Raw genomic sequence first — 22,646 nt, 5'->3', positions numbered from 1 at the left:
CACGGCCGTGAAACGCCCCAGCGCCAATGGTACTCCGTCTTAAGACGCGGGAGAGTAGGTCGCTGCCAGGTCTGCTAAACGCAACAAAATCTTCTCAAATCACAAACATAACGGCCAAGGCCGATACAAAAGGCCGCACACAAAGCGGCCTTTTGCACCTCTAAAACTTACTCGACATCAAAGTCGATCAAAGTCAACGCGGGCTCGAGCAGCCCGGTAGCTCGTCAGGCTCATAACCTGAAGGCCGCAGGTTCAAATCCTGCCCCCGCAACCACTGAAACTTGTAAATTCTCCCACTCGGGAAACCTCTTCAAAAGCTCCTCGGCGTAAGCCTCGAGGAGCTTTTTCTTTTTGTGCTCCGTGTCGATCTCGCCAGATGCAATGCGGGACATCAGGTCGTTCTGGGCGCTGGCTACGAATTGCCGCTGCATCATGTCGATCACGTCCATCGATGCCATGATGTTGGCGATGTCGCCATGGACCTGCAGAGCTGCCGGTTGGTGGCCCGGTGTCTTGCCGATCACCACCGTGTGGATCAGGTCGCGCACGATCGGCATCAGCCGGCGCTTGGCCTGTTCGTCGGCATTGTTGCGGGCGAGGAAGATCAACTTGCGAATGGCAAGCTCGGTATTCGTCGGATCGAACTGCGCCTTCAACTTGGCAATCTTCTCCGAGAAATCCTGCTCGGGTTCTTCGGTGGTGGCGAGTTCCCCAAGAAGCGCCTCGCGAGCTGCCTCCAAGTCATCGAGTTGATCGTCGAGAATGGCGAGACGCGGCCGGCCTTCAGCGTGCCGATCCTGGATCTGCTGCATCAGGCTTGCCTGCTTCGACTTGATCGATGCCAGTTCGCTTGTCATCTGATCTTTGCGGGAAGGGATGGTCTTCAGCTTGCTCACCTCATGCGCGACCATCTTCTGCGAAATGCGGTCAAAGATATCGAGCGAGTAGAAGGCGACCGGAATGCAGTTGAGGACGCGCTCTTCGAGTTCGTGGCGGGTGATCGTCTTGCTGTTGCTGCAGCAGGCGCCACCGAGATCATCGATCGGCAGCCGCTTCTTGCGGTTGGTGCAGCTATAGCGATCCTTGCCGGAGATGGCGTAAGGCCCGCCGCACTCTGCGCATTCCAGCATTCCGCTCAGAAGATATTCCGGCCGATGTGTTGCGTTCAGGCGGTTAGTCCTGGCGTTCTGATAGAGGTCGCCGATCTCGGCGTCGCGAGCACGAACGCGCTCCCAGAGATCGTCGCTGACGATACGCATTGTCGGTACCTCTGCCCAGACCCATTGATCGGCATCGTTCATCCGGGCAGTGCGCCGCTCCGTGTCAGGGTTTTTACGGTACTGCCGCTTATTCCAGACAATACGGCCAATGTAGCTCGGATTGTTGAGGATGCCGGTTCCGACTGTTTTGGAGCCGCGGATGGCAGTATCGCGCCAAGCGGCGCCCCGTGGTCCGATGATACCTTCATTGTTCAGGATGTGGGCGATGTCGCGCGGAGAGATACCATCGGCATACATTTTGAAGATTCGCCTCACGATCTCCGCCTTGACCGGATCGATATCCCGCTGACCCTTAATGCGGTCACCATTGGCGTCACGCTGCTGGGACAGTTTGTATCCATAGGCGAGGCACGTTGATGCCTTGCCTTTCTTGACAGCCGTCTTCATTCCTTCGCGCGTCCGGAAGCGGATCTGGTCGACGAGTTCGTCGCTCAGGGTCGCCCGGAAATGCAGTTCCAGCTTCGTGATCGCCTGATTGGCGTGAACAGTCCAGATCTCGGTGTTCTGGTAGTTCAGGTCTTTGAGGATCCTGGCGCTGTGCTCGACATCGCGCGACAGGCGGTCGACGGTAACGCACAGCACGACGTCGATGCGTTCACGCTTCACGTGCGCCAAAAGTCGCTGAATACCGGGGCGCAACATAAAGCTCATGCCGCTGACAGCGGAATCTGAATAGGTTGCAACGAGGTTCCAGCCTTTCTGTTTGACGAAGGCTTCGCATAGCTCAATCTGCGTCTCGATCGAGACCTCATTCTGGCGGTCGGTAGAGTAGCGGGCATAAAACAGGACATTCTTGGTCATCTGCGAAATTCCATCTGAAACAATCTCTTTGTGAGCACTGGCCAGCAGGACTGGCCAGTGTGATGGGGGGTTGATCGTGCTGGTGCCCTATTCCGCAACACCCCGTGCTGCCAGTCGCTGGCGCTGCTTTACGCGTTGCCAAAGGTCCTGCGTGACGATCTGAAGCGCTGGCACAAAGTCGAAACAGTCGCGGCCCGGTATCCAGAAGCGGCCGAGATAGAGTTCCTCATTGAGGATGCCGGTTCTTTGCGCCCGATCACCACGGATTGTCGTGTCGCGCCATGGCTTGTCGAGCGGACCGGCGATGCTCAATGTTTTGAGGAGTGCAGCAATCTTTGCCGGAGACATGCCATCGGCATACAAGTGGAAGATCTGCTGAACGGCTTCGGCTGCTTTTGGATCTACAGCCGTGAACCCGAAGATGTACTGACGGTCAGCGTTGAATGTGCCCGAATAGCGATAGCCATATGGAAGCGGAACGAGGTGTTCGGCTTCGTAGAGTTCGTCCGGCATTGGTGCGATCAGGTTGATGCATCCGGACGAGTCGCGCTCACCATCGTAATGTTCGCTCAGGTCAGTGGCCTTGATCTCAACACCAGGATCGGCTGACCAGACTTCAATGTCCTTTCCACGAAGTTCCCGCAACAGACCCAGCGCTACGTCATACCTTGAACATAGGCGGTCGAGCGTGTGGCAGAGGATGATATCGATCGCACCTTCTTCGACATAGCCGAGGAGTTTGCGGATACCCGGCTGCGCCGTGAAGACGACTTCGCCGATGTCTTCATCGCGGCAGATTGCCGACAGTGACCAGCCGTTCTTCTTGATAAACTCCTTTGCGAAATACAACTGCGTATCGAAGCAGGCGCCGAGATGAGAGGTGGTCGAGCTGCGTGCATAGAACAGAACATTCTTCGTCATTGTGAACCTTGGATGAAAACTTTCCTTGGGGGGACAGGTAACCGGCGGCGGGGAACTTGAGAGCCCCCGCAGCACTACCGGACCGTCATGGTTCGGCGGGCGTGATGATGGAAACCCAGCGTTGAGCGGTGAAACTGTGCGAGGCGGGAGACAAATGCCAACGGCAATTATTGCCGCGATCACGCTTCGCCGACGCCGACGGGGCTAGGGGCTCATAGCGGAACGGTAAGCGGCCGCCGCGGCGGAGTTACCACGCAGGAGGCCGTCGCGTTGGGGCTCGAGGATCTCCCACTGGATACGGTCGTGGGCGCCGAGCCAGTACCAACTGCTTTGATCGGGCAAGATGACGAAGATCTCGTTAGGAGTGATCTTGACGCGCGTTGCTCCTGTCTCAGCCTTGATCGCCTCGCGAAAGAGTTCTTCAAGTTTGCTGTCCGCGTCAGTCTTCTTCGCCTTCGATACCAGCTTCCTGGATGTGATCGTGGGTGCAATACGTTTGGTCAAAGCCAGAACGTGGCTGACCTTTTTGCGACGCCCCTTTGCATCGCCGATATCGATCACGATGCCGTGGCTGAAGACGTCGCAGAAAACGCCGCCGCTCACGGCAACGCAATGCGTGCTGAGCCTCACAACGCACGGATGATCGCGCTCAACGCCGGTTCGGGTGTTTAGATATGCCGCGAGTGTCTGTTGTTCAGGGAGATAACGCCAACTTCCGACATATCCAAGAAGGCGCAATGCCCCCCCAATCTCTACATCGGTGGTTCCGGTGATGGGAGGAGCGCGCGGGAAGTCTAGCCAGCGCGAACCGTGGCGGTGCTGACGGATTGCGTCTTTCGCTTTCGACACACTTACGCTGGTGATCGACGCGATAACGCCCGGTCCAGGATAAAGGCGGGATTTGGTGTCGTTGTCGACGTCATGCAGGTGATGCGTTTTAACCGCAACGATGGCAGACGGATGCTGGATGATAGTTGACATGGAATCTCCTTATAGTCGTGGATCGTCGTCGTCTTCGACGGCAATCCACGCGGAGAACTTCCTCGCGCATGCGGCCGGTGCAGATTCCGAGACGGGAATCGTTGTTGCACTCAATGTCCCGGGACGGCTGGATCGTGGCGCCGTCGACATGGAAAACGTGAACCATGGGCGCCTCCTTGTCCGTTGCGGGTTGGCCTGTTGAACACTCGTTGGCGCCAATAGCGCACAAAGCCCGGCCTTTCTCAAGAGCCCCATTTGTATGGCTTTCGACGTCGGTTTGCCGAAAATGCCGTGATTCCCGAAATGGCACGGCTGGAATCATTGATCTGCGGGGGAACGCCATCAGCGACCAAACCGGCGGTAGGTCATTGTTAAGTATAGAGTTATGAAAACTGTTGCTGATGCGCAACGCACTTATACCCATGGCCTACTCGCCAGTCATGGTTCACGTGCCGGATCCGCCTCCCTCTTGAAAATGCTCGAAACATTCGATTCAGAATCAAACGGCGTTTTACCGAGTAATGGGGGGAGGAGCCTTAGAGTCTGCAAACGCCGTTAGGCGTCCCAGTCGCCATCGTTGATGGGCAAAAGACCGAAACCGTAGGCTGCAGTTTGGACGCGACCGGTCAGTCAGCGGCGTCTGCGCGATCAGGATAGAGCAGGTGGGGTTTGCGGCGGAAGGGCGAGCCCCCCGTTCGGTATTTGGAGATGAGGTCATCGAGAACGGTCTCGGATTGGCGGTTGTCGAAGCCTTGTTCTGTAAGCATCGCAACGATCCTGGCTCTGAACTTCTCAAGGTCTTCGTGCAGCTCCTTCTCGATCGCCCTGTTAATGAGCCAGTAGAGTGCGACGCGGGCCACATCGTCTCGTCCTGGGCGCTTGGCCTTTCTGTCGGCATCGCGGAGCTTCTGCTGTCGCTCGCGCTGTTTGCGGTTTCGGATATCTTCGGACTTCGCTGGCATGCACTCTTTCCCGTCAGGTCTCCGGCTATCGATGCCAGACCGTTGTCACCGCGGCAACGCCGTTTGCATGGAATCGGAAATCCCGGTTTATGAATCGTTTTTTTGGGGTTCTGAATCAAATGAGCGCAATTTGAGATCAATTGCGGGCACGTTGAGACAGGTCGAGATAAGCTGGCGAGGGCCAAACGGCGGTCGTGAATCAAATGAGCAGCGTTTGGAATCAAAAATATCGAACCATGAATCAGATGAGCGCAACTTGTCTCGACGTGTGGGCACATTGAAACGATCTGTGGGCAAGGTGACGGAAATCGCCGGCGGCTTCGTGTCGCGCTTGCATCTGCAGGACGATCTCCATTCCGGACTATGAGGCGGCGGCGAACCAAAAAGCTTCTAGGTGGGTTCATCCGCGATGTCTCATGTCATATATCCCAGCCGTTCGCGCGGAATGTGCCATCTCCGGGTGGAAATCGAGCGTCGCCTTTAGACGGCGAGACGCTGGCGCCGTGTTTACTTCGCCGCGTGTTTCCGTAACGACAAGACTACTTCGTTAAGGCCCTAAATGTGGGAGGCCGGCTATTCGGCTACGGATACTGGATTTTGCCGTGAAATAATATCGATCAAACGCGAAGTGGAAATTTTTTATAAATATCGTATATCTCGATATCATTTAGTTAACTATTGATTTCAGTTGAAATACATTCTCTTTAGATCGCTCAGAAATAAAGGTTATAATCGAATATATACTATAATTATGTTTTACTTGAATTTGCATTATATCCGTATTGGCGCGATCATATAGTCATCCGATGCGTTGTTGTCGGATACATTGTAACCGCGTCACACGGAGACTTCCATGCGCACAAAGACCACCAAGACGATCGCGACTGCCGCCTATTCCTACGAAGATAACGGTATCGGGCACTCGATGCGCGAACAGCTCGAAACGAGCGCGGCCCATATCTTCGACCTCGGCCGCCGCACCACCGAGCAGACTTTCGAGCTCGGCGATCATCTGGCCCAAGCTGCAGACCTGCTGGCCGATGGCCGGTTTGATCATTGGGTGAAGATGCGCTGCGGTCTCGCACCGCGCAGCGCCCGCAATTATACTGCGGTGTACCGCAACCTGACACCCTACCGTGATGAACTGGTCGACCTCTCGGTCGGCGCGACGGTGTTGTTCCATCTGAGTTCGGCAACGACCGACCAGATCACGGCGGCCATTGCCTTTGCCGAGGCGAACGGGCGCCTTCAGGTCGCCGACGTAAAGGCCATTTTGGCCAATGGCGAGGAGGGTGGTGACAAGGCCGAGAAGGACGATCAGTTCTGGACCGGTGGCGTTGGCGGTTTGAAGGTGCTGATTGCGGCCAAGATCCGCGATGGATTGAAGGCGTTCATCCAGCACGTCGTGACAATCTGCCAGGCGATCGAGGCTGCATTGGCCAAAAGCCGTGTGATCAAGGAGGCGCTGGCGAAGGAAATCCAGGACATTGCCCGGGTCGCCCGTCAGGAGCTCGAAAGCCTGGCGCTGTTCCTTGAGCCGGAACTCGATTGGGGCCGCAACACCAAGCCAACGAAATTCCCCAAAAAAACCGGATGGGCCGAGGTCAACGACACGCTCTACACATTGGGTGGCGTCGATGGCTGGCCGAAGTCGAAAGACATGCGTGACTGGCTTGCGCTGCATGTGCTTCCGGTGCTCGGCTGGGCGGTGTCCAAAGGCCGGAAGCCGGAATGGCCGCTTGCTGCACCAACTGCTGTAGCTTCCGAACCGGCGGTTCCGGCAGAAGCGGTCAGCGTCGGCGATCGTCACGATGCCGAGCCGGCAATGTTGGACGAGGTCTCTGATGATGCCGATGTCCCGGATGAGGCGATCGACCGGTTTGGTGCTGCGCTCGCGGAGGCAACCGGCGGCTTCATGACGGTCAGCCGTGAGGCGCCGCGAAACCGCAAGCAGTTTGCCAAGGTGCCGGCGCTTGCCGATGACAGCGTCGCCGAGGCTGAACTCGTACCGGCCGTTACGCCGTAAGAGGCAATTGCATGAAGGCCGCAATCTCGGGCCTTCCCTCCGAACTCGAAGGGGCCGCATGTCGGCCCTTTTCCTTTTGCCTGATGATGGCGAGCGGAAACGCTGAGGTCGAGCGTTGCGATCAGGGGGCGCGTTCATCGGCCTGGACTTCGTGAGCCCGCCGTTAACTATGTACCGGCTTTGTTCTTTTTTTGTGCTTCCGGGTCCTTGAGCCCGGCTCCCGGTCCTGCCAGGTTGGGGCCGTTCGGAAGACCGGACGCATAACGGCCCAAGCCGATGCTACCAACATCGACAAGGGCCTGACCCTCAGCCTTCGCTAAAAAGGAATCGGGCTATGACCACCCATACTCTCTCTACCCCTGCCGGGGAAGTTCTTCGTTCGACTGTCGCCGCGGCATCGATGTTCTCCCACGGCTCCTTCGGCATCGGTGCCTACAGCATCGGCGAGCCAGCGGTCCTGCGCCGCCATCCGCATATCGTTCGCTTCGCCGAAGTCGAGGCCGATCTCGATCTGCTGATCGATCGCGCCATCGCGGCGATTGCCGACGGTGAACCGGTCGAAGACGACATCCTCGGGCACTACATTCATATCGCTTCGCTCGTTCGCGCTGTGTCCTTCCGCGAGGGCAAGCTCTTGGAGCAGGCGGTCGAGCGTCTGGCGAAAGCCAATCCAAACATCACCGTGCTGACCCAGTCGCTGAAGTTGCCGCTGGTCAAGGCGGCGCTCGAAGCCGTGTCCGGAAACGACTGGCAGAGTCTCGATGGTGTGAAGCTCGATTGCGAGGCACCGGCGAAGGGCAGCTATACGCCCGACCTTATCCTCGTGAATCGCGCCCGGCATACCGCCTACATCCTCGACCTGAAGCGGTCGCTGGCGTCGTATGGCGACACCAGCCGTTTGGAAGAATTGAAGCTGAAAATGATGGCCTCAGCGATGGTTTTGCCGGACTGGCTCTACAAAAACCAGAAGCGCCTGATGGTCGACACTGTCGAAGTTGCGATCGTTGATGGCGCCAGCCGCCCGAGCGACCATGCCACCGGCATCTGGGCCTTGTCGGAGATCGACGACCTGCTGGAGATCGACGGAGTTGCGGCCTGCATGGCCGAACTGCGCCTGCGCTTCGGTCGCCGCGTGCAGCAGCTTCTCGAAGCGGAAGCCCGTAAGGCTCTCGGTGTCGTGGCGGTTGCCGTGTCGGACGCGGCCGCTACCTCGACCGTATTGGGCAGGCCGCTGATCGCGCCGAACGGTCCGGCCCGCACTTACGAAGAAGAGCGGGCCCTGGCTACGGATGAAGATGACGACGGTCGTTACAATCTCGGCCGCTTCGATGATGATCCGGACGAAGAGCCGGAACCGGTCCGTATCCGGGTTGGCTTCGCCCGCCGTCCGCGCAGGCACTGACGAGCCGCGAGCCCAACAGCAGTGATCGCGGCCGCGCCTGAAGCGCGTGTGCGGCTTCTCCGGTCCTTTCCATTCCATAAATGCCGGTTGCAATGCACTCCGGTGAGGAGACAGTCATGTCCATCGACACCCATAGTCCGTCTTTGGCCGGCTTCCGTTGCGAAGCGGTCACGACCGATACCATCGCGTTCGCCTGCCTTCACGGCAGGCTCGTGAATATCAGTCCCGTCCAATCCGATGACCTTGATCACGGTTCAAGCAATCGCGACGACCCTGCTGTTTTGATTGGGCTCACGCTTGCCTCCGTCAGACATGGTCGTTCGTTGAACGGCCTTGTTCCGGAACCGCTGATGCTCCGTCTGCGTGCGACTGCCGGCAGCGGCAATGCCGCCTGCCGCCTGTTGCTCGACTGGCTGCAGAACCGCAATCGCGATATCGATCAGTCTTGGAACGAGCCGACTGGTTGGGCTTCGGTCACTCCTCCGGGCGGCTCTTCTCCGCCACGCCGTTCGCCGCGCGAGCGTGTGTTGACGCAGTTGCCGCAGCCCGGTGCCATTAGTGGGTGGAGGCGTGGTCGGACGCGTCGGCGCGAACCGGTGCAAGACGCCCACACGGAAATTATTGCCGCGGAGACGGGAGGGCGTACCGATGGATAAGCTCACTCGTCTGTTCGTTCGCCGGCTCCAGCATCTCGCCCGGCGGGAGGCACGCCGGACCGCACTGCGCAACGGTCTGCTGGAAAGCAGGATCGTTGATGTCGGCGGTCATCTTCTCCTCCGCTATTCCCCTGCGTTCGACACGACACGACTGATCGGCGATACGATCCGTGACGACACCTGGTTCCGAAAGAACTTTGGCGACTGGCTTGTCCCACCGAGGGAGAGCGGCAATCCGGAGCCTGGCTCTGAAGGTGATGGTGCCATGATCGCCGAGGTCAAGCATCCGTCGTTCGCCGCGCAACTCGTGAACATCCCCCGGGTGCGTCACGGCGCAATCGGAGAGAATGCTGTGCTGGGCAACGGTATCGATCAGCGTGCCTATGCCATCGGTCTTGTGGATCGAGCCGCCGCTCCGCCAATGGTCAGTCACATCGTTGCGACCCTGGTTCTGGCGCGTGCGGTGCGTGGCAGCGGACGGTCGCTTCGGGAGATCGTTTGTACGCTGACCCGTGTGACATCGGTCGTTACCCTCCATGCGCCGCTTGCAGGCTTCGAGCGTGAGGTGCTGCGGCTCCTTGAGAAAACCCGGCTTGTGCCTGGCGGCCCGTTCGCAGCCACGGAATCCGATCACATGTACAACGACGACCACTTCGATGCCCTCGAAGCTGAGACGCGCAGGCGTCTGATGACCTTCTCGGGTGCCGGCGTGCATCGTGTCACGGGCAATGCCCTGCGCCGGCGGATGATCAGCGCGCTCTCGCGCGACTTGTCGATCCTTGCCATCGCGGAAAAGCGGTCGGACGTTCCGTCGCTCTTGCAGATCTCCGCCGACCTGTCTCTGGAGACGGGAAAGCTCGATCGCAGGTTCGTCGCCGATCTGGTGGAGGTGCTTTATCCGAACACGGCGATTGAGACGTTTGGCCTGCCGTCAGATTCCGATGCGCGCTGGCTGTCGCTGGAGGATCTGGTTCTTGCGTTTCGCCCCGGGCGACATGTTCGCGACGTACTGCATGTCCTTGCCACGCTCATCGAGCGCAATCGCAGTGACTTCGAGGAAGAGGAGGACGGTGGTGGCGGAAGCAATGACAAGGCATCCAGATCGGCATCGTCGAGCACATCCGCCGAGAAGCCCCAAGGCTCGCACGAAAAGCCGAAATCGAACGACACTGATAGCAACGGTCGCTGGAAGAAGGACAAGCCGTCTGGCGCCGAAGTGATCCAGCCGGAGCCTTTGCCGACGGTGGGTGAGATCGGCCACAAGCCGCCATTGACCGTCGAAACGCTATCCGGATATGGCAAGGCGAAGGAGTGGGCGCTCGATCTCAAGGCAGATCTGGACGATTACCGGGCAAGCATCCTCGCTTGGTCGGAGATGAGCGCTAAGCTTTTGCTGTCCGGTCCGCCTGGTACCGGCAAGACGACCTTTGCCCGGGCGCTGTGCAACAGCCTGCAAATCCCGCTGGTCGTCACATCCGTCTCGACCTGGTTGCAGGGCGGTCATCTCAACGACGTGATCGACAGGATGAGCAAGACATTTGTCGAAGCGCGGGCCATGGCGCCGGCGATCCTGTTCGTCGACGAGATCGACGGTATCGGCAAAAGGCAGCCGGCCGAGCGGGAATATGCCGACTACTGGAATACCATCGTCAACAAGGCGCTGGAACTGCTTGATGGCGCGATCAAGAACGAAGGGCTGATCGTCGTCGGTGCCACCAACCGGCCCGATCATATCGACGAGGCCATCAAGCGCTCCGGACGATTGGAGACCCATATCGAAATCCCCAAACCCGATGTGCCGACGCTGGCCGAAATCCTCGCTCATCATCTCGGTGACGATGTGACATCGCTGATCCGGGAGCCAGTACAGGGCATCCCATCAGAGGTCGATGATGGTTTCTCTCTGAAGAAGATCGTTGCCGACTATCTGCAGGAAGACGCAGAAAGTGAACGGAAGGGAGCCAGCCGATGACTGAACCACAGAACACCAACACGTCGGAAACGCCGACGGCCGCGCAACACACCAATTCTGCTGATGCGATCCTGCGGCGTCTCGCCACGCGGGCGATGGGGCTGACGGGTGCGGATATCGAACGCATCGTCCGGGAGGCGCGGTTGAAAGCGCGGCGTGGCAAGCGGGCGATCCGCTATGAGGACATCGAAGACGGCATCCGCGGTCATCGTCCGCCGGTACCCTATAATCTGCGCTGGCGCTTCGCCTTCCACGAGGCAGGGCATGCCGTTGTCCATCATGCGCTCGATCTCGGGCCTGTTCGCGGTCTCAACATCGATACCGGCGAGGGCGGCTATAATCTCGTCGGCTTCCACGCCTGGGCCACGGACACCCGCGACTGGTACGAAAACATGTTGACCATGCTGATGGCCGGGCGGGCTGCCGAGCAACTGGTGCTAAAACGTGTCTCGAGCGGTTCCGGAGGGACCGACGATAGCGATCTGGCACGGGCGACGCGGCTTGCCTTCGATATGGAGCGGACGCTCGGCTTCGGAACCGAGCATCCGCTGCTCTATCGGCCCCATCGCGATGCGGGCGCGGTTCTGGACCGAGATACCGAACTGGCCAATCGCGTTCATGCCAAGTTGGAGGCGGCGCTCGAAAAAGCGGTGGCGATCCTTAAGCTACGCCGGTCCATTTTCCACGCCCTCGCAAAGTCGCTGTTCGAGACCCAGGCAATGGATGAGGCGGCTGTCAGTGGAATCCTGAAAGACGTTGAGACACTGCATGAAAGCGGATTCGCCTCGGTCTTGACGTAGGCCAATCCGGTCTGTGCGTGAGATTATCAACGCCATCTCTATCTTTTCTGCGATAGCATCCCGCGGCGAGGTATCTAAAAGATATACACCGAGGAGCGCGGTGTAAGATTATTTTTGCCGATGGCGCGATGCCGTTACTATTCACGCGGATCAACCATCGCCTCTTTCAATCGATCAAGAGCGGGTCGGACGGCAGGCCTCGCCGAACGACACCGTTCTGGACAGCCAGAGTGAGGGCGGCCAACTGCGCGGCTACGATGCGGGCAAGAGCTTCGGAGGCGCGTATCATCTATGGCGAAAGCTTCCGTCTGGAAACGTTCTCGATTTGAAACGGGAACTGACAAGCCACTCGGCTGGGCAACTGAACTGGTCGATGCAGACGTCGATCCATCTCCTGCTCGGGGAAGGCCGCTTGGGCAAAGAGGCAATCCGACACTCGCATCTGTCTTATCTGCCAAGGTGTCGAAGTTAGCACGTTTGGATTGGTGATGCGGGTTATCGAGAGAGACCCATGCGGGTCGGAGGTCACAGCTTCAACGTTGCTTTAAGACGGTAGCCCGGTTGGGTGTCGAAAGGTCGTATGACAATGGAAACCGGATGCCGACGACTGAGGAAACCGACGTCATTTTCCTGCGGGGCCTTTTGCATCATCGATATCGATGACAACGCAGTCCTCGTAAATAGCGCGTAAGGAAAGGCCTCTAGCAATGTTCGGCAAGAGCGATTAGTGAAGACCGAGACTGTCTTGTCATGCGGTGCAATTGTATCTTACCTAAGCGACCGTCATTCCAAGATCGACTATACCCGTCATAACTGGAATTCTTGACGTGCGCTGTAGGCCTAGCTCATTCTACCGCTGATGGACGAGTTGGATGCAAAGGCCATTCCGTTTGTCTACTTCGTGCCCTTTGCGCGGTCGGCAGCGATCAGCAGACTTTCGTGCTATCCACAGCAAGTGGAGGCATACGCTATATCGTGACAGCTCTGCACTCAAAGCACCGAGGCACGATGCATTGATTTTCGCTATAGCTCTGCAGCGGCCTTTTCCAGGCACTGGGCAAACGCTAGCGGAGGTCCTAGATTTTCCTGTTCGCCACGAAGTGTATAGGCAAACCATTCCGACGTCATCCTCAGCCCTTCCCTCAGCGGTATTGTCGGCTCCCAGCCGAGGAGCGCCTGCGCGCGGCTGATATCTGGTCTGCGTCGTTGTGGATCGTCCACTGGCAGCGGCTTGTAAACGATCTTTGAGTCGGAGCGAGTGAGATCCAGCACTAGATCCGCCAACTCGTTGATTGTGAACTCTCCGGGATTACCCAGATTGACGGGGAGGCTGGGGTTGGGTTGGACTTCCATCAGGCCGATCAGCCCAGCGACGAGATCCTTTACATAACAGAAGGATCGTGTCTGGTTGCCGTGACCGTAGATGGTCAGAGCTTCGCCCTTCAGCGCCTGAACGAGTAGGTTGGAGATGATGCGGCCATCATCCGGGCGCATGCGCGGGCCATAGGTGTTGAAGATGCGGGCAACGCGCGCGTCTACCTTGCCTGAACGCAACATGTCGAAACACAGCGCTTCGGCAGCACGCTTGCCCTCATCGTAACAGGCTCGCGGGCCGGTGCAATTGACGTTGCCGCGATAATCCTCGCGCTGCGGATGCTCTTCCGGATCACCGTAGATCTCGCTGGTTGACGCCTGCACGAACGATGCTCCGTGGCTTGCTGCGATAGACAGGAGGTTTGCCGTACCCTGAACGCAGGTCATCATCGTATGAACCGGATCGGCCTGATAATGTGGTGGTGAGGCAGGGCAGGCGAGGTTGAAAATCTGCCCCACATGTTCGTCGATGGCCTGAATGTTGCAGATATCGGCTTCGATCATGCGGAACTGCGGGTGGTTGCCAAGCGCCACAATGTTTTCAGCCCTGCCTGTGCGGTAGCTGTCGATGCAGATAACGCGTTCGCCCTTTGCCAGCAGCGCGTCGCACAGATGCGAACCGACAAATCCTGCGCCACCGGCAACAACAGAGGTTTTCTTGGCTTCGTTGATATCATGCATCGTCATGGAGATACTCCTGCGGCTGAAACTTCAGGGTGCGAGGATGACTGGGCGGTACGCGCGCCTCGGTAAAAGGAGCGAATATATTCTACAAGCTGGGTAGCCCTGGCCTGGCCCGTGTGGGATTTCATCACGATGCGATAGGCTGTCTCCGCCATTCGCGTCCTCTCTTCGGATGAGGAGACCTGCAACATCTGGACGACCTCGTCGCCGGTTTCAGCTATCAGGATAGCTTTGCCGGGGAGCACATTTTCCAGCCCCCGCCAGCGGTCGGTGATGATGGGCGTCTTGCATGCAGCTGCCTCGAATAGCCTCACGCTGGGAGACCAGCCAGCCTCCACCATATCCGCCCGGGTGATATTGAGCGTAAAGCGCTGTTTGCTGTAGAAATCGGCATGCTGGGCAGGGGGCAGATGCTCGATACGCTCTACATTGGCAGGCCAGGAAATATTGGTTGGATATTGCGGCCCCGCCACCACGAAACGCATCTTTGGGAGCCGACGTGCAGGCTCCAGTAGAAGCCTTTCCAGCTTGGGCTGACGGTCGGGACTGTAGGTTCCCAGATAGCCGAGATCCCACTGGAATGGCTGCCCTGTATTCGTGTAAGCGCCCTCATCGACCGAGCAGTAAAGCGCTTCTGCGCGCTTCGCGTGCCAATCTCGCTCCAGGAGGGTTAGAACATCGCCGCCGGAAAAGGAGAGGTAGATATCGAAATAGGATATTTGTTTCGCCGCAATATATTCCTGATCGTCACGCCGAAGCTTTGCGAGCGTTACAGGCGTATCGATATCATAGAAGCACAGGCAACTCGGCGTCATCTCGCGAACAGTGTCGATAACCTGTTTTCCGTCCGGCACATAGGAGCCGATGATGACGGCGTCTGCCCTTTCGATCCGCTGACGGAAAAGCGTGTTCAACTCGGTCGGATCAGCGTAATAGGACAGCATGCAGAAATCGGGCGATGGCAGATCGCGATGCGCTGCGTACCACGGCACATCACGCTCCAGAAACAGGCAATCATGCCCAAGCGCTTGTAGCCCGCGAAGAAGCGCGCGAAAGGTAGTAGCGTGGCCGTTCCCCCAGGATGACGACAATGAGAGGCCGATGAAGACGAGGTTGAGCTTCTGGGTCATTCCGCCGCTTCCATGGATCTAGCCAGACGGGCTTTGAAAAGAGCGTCGACCGTCATGGCTCGCTGCTTATAAGTATGGTCGGATAGTGCGCGGATAAGCGCACGTTTGCCGATAGCCTGTGCTTCTTCAGCCGTCAGATGCCGAACCAGTTCGGCAACGTCGTGCCCATCACGGGCAACCAGAATTTCCTCTCCCGGCTTGAAAAAACGGTCGATGCCTTCCCAATGGTCGGTGATGAGGCATGCACCCGCACCCGTTGCCTCAAAGACACGGGTGGCCGGGGAAAAGCCGTTCTGCGCCATGCTCTCGCGGGAAACATTCAGCACAGCACGCGCCGAGACGTTTAAAGCATTATGGTCTCTCGTCGGAACGTGGCCGATGTAGGTGAGGTTCGAGCTGAACGCCCGGTCGGACCAACCAGCCCCGCCAAGCAGAAAGCTTTTTTCAGGCAGCGTTTGCGCTGCCTTCAGGAAGAACTCCTCTACCCGCGCCTCCCTGTCGGGCAACCGGTTTCCAAGGAAAAACAGATCGGTTACGAAGCGCTCCTCCTTTGGAACCGGATGGTGCGTATGTGGATCGAGCGCATTGTAGATCGGCACACATTCCTTCGCTCCGAGTGCGCGATAGGCAGCGACCACCGGCTCTCCGCCGCCATAGGTCAGCACGAGGTCGAGAGAGGAAAGCGCAAGTCGCAAAGGATGTTGCGGCGCCGCCTTCAGCTCTGCCAGCGTTGCGGGTGCATCCACATCCCAAAAGATTTTCAGAGCTTTGGGATGGCTATTAGACAGGACCTCTTCCAGCAGCAGATCGTCCTCGAAACCGACACCGCTGGCCTTGATCACGATGTCAGCCGAACCCGCCTTAGCTGCTGCTTCTTTCAAAGCCTCCACAGTGCCGGAATATACCACGACCTTGCACCAGTCCGGTGGTTCGATGTCGCGATGTTCCTGCCTGCCATACACATCGGGCTCATAGAAGGTGATTGTATAGCCGCGCTCTGCAAGCGCTTTCAGTAGGCCTCGATAATAGGTCGCCGCACCGTTCCAATAAGAGGAGAGAAGGCTGGAGCCATAAAATGCGATCTTCATAGAGCCATGTCCTCCATCGTCAGCGCCGTCTTTACCCGTGCTGTTCCGCATCTCCTGAGAATGTCAAAGAGTTCACTCACCCGGTGGGCGCAGGTGTGCCTGTCGCGGATCGTCTCTGCGCCGGATTTGACTAACTGCGCTGCAAGCATTGGGTCGCTGAGGACGGAGCGAAGCGCTTCCTTCATCTCCCCACCATTGCTGACTGTAAGGTAATCCTGGCCGGGCCGGAACAGCCCTTCATCATCCTTCCAGGGCGCTGAAATAAGAGGAATTCCGCAGGCCAAGGCCTCGAAAACACGAATAGTCGGAATGCCCGGCAGATGCTTCACATAAGGACGTCGCGGAATGTGCACCGTCATCTTGTAGCGCGAGAATGCAGATGGCGCTTGGGCATTGGCAATCCAGCCACGGTAGGAAATGCCAGCTGCCTTCAGGGCATCCAGCGCTTCGGCAGGATATCTGACACCGTAAACGCTGGCTTTGAGGTCGAGTTCATGCACTGGATCTATGAGGTATTCAATGATTTCCGCAGAGCGCTCATTGTCTCCCCAGTTGCCGATCCAGATCAGATCGCCCTCGATGTCGTCGACGGGAAGCGGATGGAAGACGGTCGTATCGGCAGCCTCGTGCCAGGTAAATACATTTGTACCCCAGCCCGCATCCAGATAGCGCTGGCGCAGCGTTTCGCCAAACGCCAGAACGCCATCGTAATCCTGCAATCGAAGACTAGCGATATCGTGCTCGGAAGACACCGCGCGGTGGTGCGTGTCGTGGAACAGAAGGGTGAAGCGCCCGCCATCCCGGCGAATACGCCCTATGCGCTCCACTAGTGACGGTTCGCTCCACTCGTGCACGACGACCACATCCGCGTCCGAAAGGGTCGCCTCATGGTCATGGTCTTTGCCGTATGTTTGTGAGGTCAGATCGGGGAAGCTGTCGTGAAAACTTTGAATTGCTTTCTCTCCGCCTTCTCTAAGAAGATTCTCACGGCTCCAGGAGTCTTCGGGCTCCAGCGCAAGCGCCACGTGGCCCGCTTTGTTCAGCTGACGCATGATGCCGCGCAGAAAGTGAGCGTTGCCGTGGTTCCAGTCGGATACGAGGGAATGGGTGTAGAATATGAACTTCATCGTTACTCCGCTGGGGCTTGCGCGCGAGCAAGCGCCCGCTGGTAGAGCGCGATCATTTCGCTTGCCTGATGTTGCTCGCTGTAATCGAAAGACCGCCGTTGGGAGCGAGCCGCCAGTTCGGCTGTCGCTTGGCGGTCGCTAATCAGTTCCTCGAGCTTGAGAAGAAAGTCTTCCGGGCTTGCAGGATCGGCGAAGACCGCCGCTCCATTCCACAGCTCGCGATAGGTTGGAATGTCGGACAGGAGCAGGGCGCAGCCGCAACGTGCAGCTTCCAGCGTCGCAAGCCCGAAGGGCTCGTAGCGCGATGGGGAGACGAAGATGGCGGCACGGCGCATGAGGTCAACGATCTGGTCGTGGCCCAACTGACCGAGCCGCGAACCTTGGGCCAGTCCTGTATGTTCGCCGCGCGGACCCTCATCGGCACCTGCAAAGAAAAATGGCCAGCGAAGATTGGCCGCTGAAAGTTCCAGCACGCGGCCATTTTTGCCCTCATCCCACCAACGTCCGGCGGAGAGAATGAGGTTCTCTTTCTCGGCAGCGTCATCGTGCAGATCGGACGCGTTATAGACCACCGAGACCTGACCAATATCACCATATGTTTTCTTTAAAAGCATCGCGTGGCTGTGGCTTGGCGCAACGATGATATCGGCCCTTAACAAACCTTCGCGATTGATGTCGTAATGCCAGGCGAAGTCGCTTGGTAGATCGCCGCCCCGCATGGTGCCAAACCATGTCGTCACGCAGGAATGCGACATGGCGATGGTCGGTATATTTGTCTCCAGTCCCGCTGCTTGCGACGGCAGATTGAGATGGAGGATATCGATGCGCTCCCGTGCAATGATATCCTTCAACAGGGGCGGGATTTCGTCTAGTGCGGCACGGCTATCGGTCGTCCAGTCGAGCGGCGCATCCAGCCAGATCAGCTTGTCGACAGCCAGTGCTTCCCGCGCCTGCTTTTCGCTGGGTGCTGGGCCGAAGCCTGCAAGGGTCACGATCATGCCCCCACGTTTAAGGCTTCTCGCGAGATCGAGCGTGAAGCGCCAGACACCCCCGACAGCATCGAGTGTTATCAACACGCGTTTTCCGCTGATCTCGCCGGTCTTTATCATGCCAGCATTCTCCGCTCGGCGGGTGCCGGAGGCAGCGACATGCCATTGAAGCGTTCTTCAAGAAGCCATTCGGCAAGATGTCTCAAGCCTTCTCTCCAGCCGACATTCGCCTGCCAGTCTGCTTTTTCTCTCAGCATCCGCGCGTCAGTCACGAAATAGCGTTGATCGCCCTCGCGCCAGTCGTTGAAATTAAGGTCAAGCGGACATCCGAGCAGCGTCTCGATTTCCTGTAAGCACTGCAGAATGCTAACCGCGTTGGCCGTGCCCCCACCCAGGTTGAATGCCTTGCCTGTAAAAGCACCTATGTTGGCAAGCACGGCACGATAGGCGGCAACGGCATCATCGACATACAATATGTCCCGGACCTGCTTGCCATCGCCATAGACGGAAATTGCTTCGCCCTGAATGGCGCGGATGAGGAAATGCGCAACCCAGCCCTGATCTTCCGTACCGAACTGCCTTGGCCCGTAAATGCAGCTCATGCGCAATACTGCTGAAGGAATGCCGAAGGACTTGGCATAGTCCAGAACATATTGGTCGGCCACACCCTTGGAACAACCATACGGCGTGCAAAAATCCAAGGGCTGGTTTTCCGAAATACCATTATGACGAATGGCCTCATCGGCCGGTTGGTAGCGGTCGGTCGTCTCGATGAAGTCGATCGCGTCAAGTGAACCATAGACCTTGTTTGTACTGGCAAAGATGACCGGCGCTTTTCGGCCTGCTTTTCTGACGGCTTCCAGAACGTTCAACGTGCCGCGCGCATTGGTCTCGAAATCATCCATGGGATGAACAAGGCTCGTTGTAACTGCCGTCTGGGCCCCGAGATGGAAAACCGCTCCTGCTTCGCGGAAAACCGGTTCCAGACCGTGGAAATCACGAACATCGCCGAGCACGGGATGAACGCGCGTTCCATGTCTTTCCGTCAGCCAAGAGAGATTCTGGTCCACGCCCGGGCGGCTGAGGTTATCGAAGACGATGACGTCTGCACCGTCCCGCAAAAATGAATCTGCGAGATTGCAGCCGATGAAGCCGCTGCCGCCGGTGATCACCACCGGTGCGGACGAAGTCGCCACATGCGGCGACGTCAGCTTGTCAACCTCCAGAAGCCGCTCAACCCCGCCTTCCGTCAGAAGCCGCGCCAGAAGCTTCGGCTGGTCGTCATGCGTCACTGCACCCAAATGGTAATGGCGCGGGTCGAACCAAAGCCCCTCTTGCACCGGCACATTGGGCGCTACATCCTGCCATGCGTACCAGTACATCCGGTCCGCATTCACATTGAGAGCTTTGAGGAAACGCTTGGCCTGTTCCACCTCGTTATTGCGCCATGTGGAATAACCAGTTTCTGTTATCCATATCTGCGCCTCAGGGTTATAGCGGTCTACGATCTTGCGCATTTCCCCGAGATGCATGTCCCAGCCGCCCCAGGTCGCCTCCTCGCTATCCCATGTGCCGGGAAAGCCATGAAAACCCACGGCATCCACCACGTTGAGCACACCGCGCTCTCCCATGAGGTTCAGCCAGTAAGGATCAAAAGGGCAGGGGCCGCCGAGTACGGTTTTTTTACCCCGCTGCTGGACCCAATAGGCAGCACCACCAACCATTTCGCAGAAGAGATTGAACTCCTTATCTATGCGCCAATCCCAGTCCAGCAGGTTGTTCGGCTCGTTCCAGAGTTCGATATGGGTGAAGAATTCGCCATAGCGTGTGATGATGTGGTCAATGAAATCGGCGTAGGCTTTGAGATCATGCGGCGCGCCGGAAGATCGTCCGGTGCGAGACATGGAAGGCGGCGTGTAGACGATGCAGGGTAGAAGCTCGATGCGGCTTCCGACATAGGGAATGAGCCAGTCGAACCACTCCTGTCCGCCCGGTGCCAGATATTCGGCCCATGAAAGATGGGTTCTGAGATAGCACGCCCCACTTTTTTCGATGGCTGCCATGGCGCGCTCCACGCGCTCATGCTCGCCGGGGCGAAACCATTCAACGAAGCCGAAAGACTTCTGGTCGCTGTCCTGCAAGGATGTCGAACGCAGCAATGTCATGAAACCAGCCCTCTTTCGAGGAGTTCCCGCTGCATCTGTGGCCCACGGTCGGGCGCGACCTGCGAGGTAACCCAATCCACGAAGGGGCCGAGCGAGTTTTCTAGCCGCAATTGCGGCTTGAAACCCAGAAGCTCACGGGCTTTGGTAATATCGGCAAAGCAGTGGCGAATATCTCCGGAGCGCGCCTTGTCGAGAATTTCCGGCTGAAGCTGCGGCTTTCCCATCGCATCCGCGAGAAGCGATGCAACCTGCGAAATCGTATAGGCATTGCCACTACCGATGTTGAAAACATGGCCCGATGCGAGCGGCTTTTCCAGCGCAAGGCGGAATGCGCGCGCAACATCCTTTACATGCACGAAATCGCGCTTCTGCTGGCCATCCTCAAATATGGTCGGGCTTTGGCCATTCATCAGACGCGAAGCGAAATTGGCGAGAACACCGGTGTAAGGATTGGACAAAGCTTGGCCCGCACCGAACACGTTGAAGAGCCTTAGCGCAACCGCATTTACACCATAGGCGTTGCCATAAAGCAGAACCTGACGTTCCTGAACATATTTTGTCAGTGCATAGATGGAGGCGAGTTCCACCGGCTTCTGCTCATCTGTCGCCAGCGGCGTCAGCCACTCGCCGTCGGGCGAAAGTGGCTCCCATTGCTTCGATTTGATTTCGGAAGATGTGCGGCGGATGGTGTCATAGCGACGCCCCGCCTCGTCCGCATAAAGACCTTCGCCGTAAACGCTCATGGAGGAAGCAACGACGATTTTCTTGATGTCCTTGCCGAGCATCGACTCCAGCAGAACCGCCGTACCAAGATCGTTTGCTCCGACATAGCGGGCGATCTCATACATGGACTGCCCAACGCCGACTTCTGCGGCAAGGTGAATTACGCCTTCCACACCCTCCAGTGCCCGCAAAACCGCGGCCTTGTTGCGAACATCCGCGTAAATGACCTCTGAAATGCCGTCCTGTTTATCAGGAACATCTCCGTGAACCTGCTCCACGAGAGCGTCCAACACGCGCACCGAGTATCCGCTTTCAAGAAGTTCAGACGTAACGTAACGTCCGATAAATCCACTGCCGCCAGTCACGAGAATGGTTTTCATTAAACCCTCGATACATTGTTTCGCTTTGACTGGCGCCCCGAACAAGGGGTTGATGCAATGGTTCCTTCTTCTGTGACATCTTTCTCATGAATGACTTCATCTACCCTTCTTCAGGAACATCCTGACGGGATCGCGGTTCGTCGGGCGATCGGCAGAGGGCTATCCCTTCGCTGCCTGCGAATGGAGAAGATTATGAATGTTATGACCAATATCGAAAACGCGACGATGAAGGCTGCGGTGGTGACGGGACCTGGCATGGTCGAAGTACAGGAACTTGCGCTTCCCGTTCCGGGTACGCATCAGGTCCGCATCAAGCTGGAAGGCTGCGGCGTCTGCGCCTCCAATCTTGGTCCGTGGGCGGGGCCGGACTGGATGCAGTTTCCAACGGAAGCGGGTGGCCTCGGCCACGAAGGTTGGGGCGTGATCGATGCTGTGGGCGAGGGCGTTAAAGATTTTACGGTTGGGAACCGCGTCGCGGCTCTCAGCTACCATGCCTACGCAAGCCACGATATTGCCGATGAAAACATGCTGGTGCATCTTCCGGCGGAACTGGAAGGCCTGCCGTTCCCCGGAGAACCGCTCGGCTGTGCCATGAATATTTTCACTCGTGCCGATATCCGAGAAGGCCAAACGGTCGCTATCATTGGCGTCGGCTTTCTAGGCAGCCTGCTCATCCAGCTTGCAGCACGTAAGGGCGCTCGCGTAATTGCTATATCGAGAAGGCCATATGCGCTTGAAGCCGCAACAGAAGCCGGTGCCGCCGTTACCATTACCATGGACGACCACTGGAAGATTATCGATGAGGTGAAATCTCTCACAAATGGCGCGCTCTGCGAACGTGTCATTGAAGCCGTCGGCAAGCAGTGGCCTCTCGATCTGGCAGCGGATTTGACGGGCGAGCGCGGTCGGCTGATCGTTGCAGGTTATCACCAGGACGGCGCGCGGCAAGTCAACATGCAGGCCTGGAACTGGAAGGGCATCGATGTCATCAACGCCCATGAGCGCGATCCGGCGATCTATATAGAGGGAATACGGCAGGCTGTGTCTGCGGTGCAAGCGGGGAACATGAATCCTTTCCCTCTCTTGACGCATTCCTATCCGCTTTCGGAACTGGCAACTGCTCTGAACGAAACTCGTGACAGACCGAACGGCTTCATGAAAGCTCTCATCCGTTTCTAATCGATT

The 22,646-nt window shown here is 57.7% G+C and carries 19 protein-coding genes and 1 tRNA gene; 8 read left to right on the top strand and 12 right to left on the bottom strand.

Features of this window, described 5'->3' with window-relative positions; genetic code table 11:
• Window positions 1-197 precede the first annotated feature (197 nt).
• Window positions 198-274 (top strand) — tRNA-Met (locus QZ862_RS02095).
• Here the strand turns inward: QZ862_RS02095 and QZ862_RS02090 are convergent.
• The 4 genes from QZ862_RS02090 to QZ862_RS02075 all read right to left on the bottom strand — a co-directional run bounded on the left by QZ862_RS02090 (window position 231) and on the right by QZ862_RS02075 (window position 4,945).
• On the bottom strand, window positions 231-2,081 hold the full coding sequence (locus QZ862_RS02090) for a recombinase family protein (protein WP_296022292.1): 1,851 nt from the start codon (window positions 2,079-2,081) through the stop codon (window positions 231-233). The genes QZ862_RS02095 and QZ862_RS02090 overlap by 44 nt on opposite strands.
• Before the next feature lie 87 nt (window positions 2,082-2,168).
• Window positions 2,169-3,002 (bottom strand): recombinase family protein, encoded by an 834-nt coding sequence (locus QZ862_RS02085; RefSeq protein WP_296085527.1) that lies wholly within the window; start codon window positions 3,000-3,002, stop codon window positions 2,169-2,171.
• Window positions 3,003-3,206: 204 nt separating this feature from the next.
• Window positions 3,207-3,983 (bottom strand): hypothetical protein, encoded by a 777-nt coding sequence (locus tag QZ862_RS02080; protein WP_296022262.1) that lies wholly within the window; start codon window positions 3,981-3,983, stop codon window positions 3,207-3,209.
• 626 nt (window positions 3,984-4,609) lie between these two features.
• Entirely contained in the window at window positions 4,610-4,945 is a 336-nt protein-coding gene (locus tag QZ862_RS02075; RefSeq protein WP_279875159.1) for a hypothetical protein, read from the bottom strand.
• A 67-nt stretch (window positions 4,946-5,012) separates the two neighbouring features.
• Here QZ862_RS02075 and QZ862_RS02070 point away from each other — a divergent pair, with 67 nt between their 5' ends.
• The 6 genes from QZ862_RS02070 to QZ862_RS02045 all read left to right on the top strand — a co-directional run bounded on the left by QZ862_RS02070 (window position 5,013) and on the right by QZ862_RS02045 (window position 11,801).
• On the top strand, window positions 5,013-5,312 hold the full coding sequence (locus tag QZ862_RS02070) for a hypothetical protein (protein WP_296022270.1): 300 nt from the start codon (window positions 5,013-5,015) through the stop codon (window positions 5,310-5,312).
• A gap of 486 nt (window positions 5,313-5,798) precedes the next feature.
• Window positions 5,799-6,971, top strand: coding sequence for a hypothetical protein (locus tag QZ862_RS02065; protein WP_296038283.1), 1,173 nt, complete (start codon window positions 5,799-5,801; stop codon window positions 6,969-6,971).
• 334 nt (window positions 6,972-7,305) lie between these two features.
• Window positions 7,306-8,373 carry a hypothetical protein gene (locus QZ862_RS02060; RefSeq protein ID WP_296022274.1) on the top strand — a complete coding sequence of 356 codons (1,068 nt, stop codon included), beginning with the start codon at window positions 7,306-7,308 and terminating at the stop codon, window positions 8,371-8,373.
• A 116-nt stretch (window positions 8,374-8,489) separates the two neighbouring features.
• Window positions 8,490-9,029 carry a hypothetical protein gene (locus tag QZ862_RS02055; RefSeq protein WP_296097189.1) on the top strand — a complete coding sequence of 180 codons (540 nt, stop codon included), beginning with the start codon at window positions 8,490-8,492 and terminating at the stop codon, window positions 9,027-9,029.
• Window positions 9,022-11,001: an ATP-binding protein gene (locus QZ862_RS02050; protein WP_296038284.1), complete on the top strand. Its 1,980-nt coding sequence runs from the start codon at window positions 9,022-9,024 to the stop codon at window positions 10,999-11,001. Before QZ862_RS02055 ends, QZ862_RS02050 begins: the two co-directional genes overlap by 8 nt.
• A complete protein-coding gene (locus tag QZ862_RS02045) occupies window positions 10,998-11,801 on the top strand; it encodes an ATP-dependent Zn protease (RefSeq protein ID WP_288428073.1) in 804 nt (267 codons plus the stop codon). The genes QZ862_RS02050 and QZ862_RS02045 overlap by 4 nt, the downstream gene beginning before the upstream one ends.
• A gap of 166 nt (window positions 11,802-11,967) precedes the next feature.
• Here QZ862_RS02045 and QZ862_RS02040 read toward each other — a convergent pair whose 3' ends face one another.
• The 8 genes from QZ862_RS02040 to QZ862_RS02005 all read right to left on the bottom strand — a co-directional run bounded on the left by QZ862_RS02040 (window position 11,968) and on the right by QZ862_RS02005 (window position 21,461).
• On the bottom strand, window positions 11,968-12,090 hold the full coding sequence (locus tag QZ862_RS02040) for a hypothetical protein (protein WP_288428071.1): 123 nt from the start codon (window positions 12,088-12,090) through the stop codon (window positions 11,968-11,970).
• A 734-nt stretch (window positions 12,091-12,824) separates the two neighbouring features.
• A complete protein-coding gene (locus QZ862_RS02035; RefSeq protein ID WP_288428081.1) occupies window positions 12,825-13,856 on the bottom strand; it encodes a UDP-glucuronic acid decarboxylase family protein in 1,032 nt (343 codons plus the stop codon).
• 2 nt (window positions 13,857-13,858) lie between these two features.
• The gene (locus tag QZ862_RS02030) at window positions 13,859-14,989 is read right to left on the bottom strand and encodes a glycosyltransferase (RefSeq protein WP_296022283.1); all 1,131 of its coding nucleotides are present in this window, start codon (window positions 14,987-14,989) and stop codon (window positions 13,859-13,861) included.
• Window positions 14,986-16,077 (bottom strand): glycosyltransferase, encoded by a 1,092-nt coding sequence (locus QZ862_RS02025; RefSeq protein ID WP_296022286.1) that lies wholly within the window; start codon window positions 16,075-16,077, stop codon window positions 14,986-14,988. The genes QZ862_RS02030 and QZ862_RS02025 overlap by 4 nt, the downstream gene beginning before the upstream one ends.
• On the bottom strand, window positions 16,074-17,204 hold the full coding sequence (locus tag QZ862_RS02020) for a glycosyltransferase (protein WP_296022288.1): 1,131 nt from the start codon (window positions 17,202-17,204) through the stop codon (window positions 16,074-16,076). Before QZ862_RS02020 ends, QZ862_RS02025 begins: the two co-directional genes overlap by 4 nt.
• A gap of 2 nt (window positions 17,205-17,206) precedes the next feature.
• Window positions 17,207-18,313 carry a glycosyltransferase family 4 protein gene (locus tag QZ862_RS02015; RefSeq protein ID WP_296097188.1) on the bottom strand — a complete coding sequence of 369 codons (1,107 nt, stop codon included), beginning with the start codon at window positions 18,311-18,313 and terminating at the stop codon, window positions 17,207-17,209.
• The gene (locus QZ862_RS02010) at window positions 18,310-20,358 is read right to left on the bottom strand and encodes an NAD-dependent epimerase/dehydratase family protein (RefSeq protein WP_288428058.1); all 2,049 of its coding nucleotides are present in this window, start codon (window positions 20,356-20,358) and stop codon (window positions 18,310-18,312) included. The genes QZ862_RS02015 and QZ862_RS02010 overlap by 4 nt, the downstream gene beginning before the upstream one ends.
• Window positions 20,355-21,461 carry an NAD-dependent epimerase/dehydratase family protein gene (locus tag QZ862_RS02005; RefSeq protein WP_296097187.1) on the bottom strand — a complete coding sequence of 369 codons (1,107 nt, stop codon included), beginning with the start codon at window positions 21,459-21,461 and terminating at the stop codon, window positions 20,355-20,357. Before QZ862_RS02005 ends, QZ862_RS02010 begins: the two co-directional genes overlap by 4 nt.
• A gap of 192 nt (window positions 21,462-21,653) precedes the next feature.
• On the opposite strand from QZ862_RS02005, the gene QZ862_RS02000 reads away from it, so the two are divergent.
• Window positions 21,654-22,640, top strand: a complete 987-nt coding sequence (locus QZ862_RS02000; protein ID WP_288428054.1) for a zinc-binding dehydrogenase — start codon at window positions 21,654-21,656, stop codon at window positions 22,638-22,640.
• Window positions 22,641-22,646 lie beyond the last annotated feature (6 nt).

This window comes from uncultured Agrobacterium sp. (assembly GCA_913777615.1).
In the GTDB taxonomy this organism is placed as follows: Bacteria; Pseudomonadota; Alphaproteobacteria; order Rhizobiales; family Rhizobiaceae; genus Agrobacterium.
The sequence above is the reverse complement of the archived record's forward strand: the minus strand, read 5'-3'. Positions and strand labels throughout refer to the sequence as shown.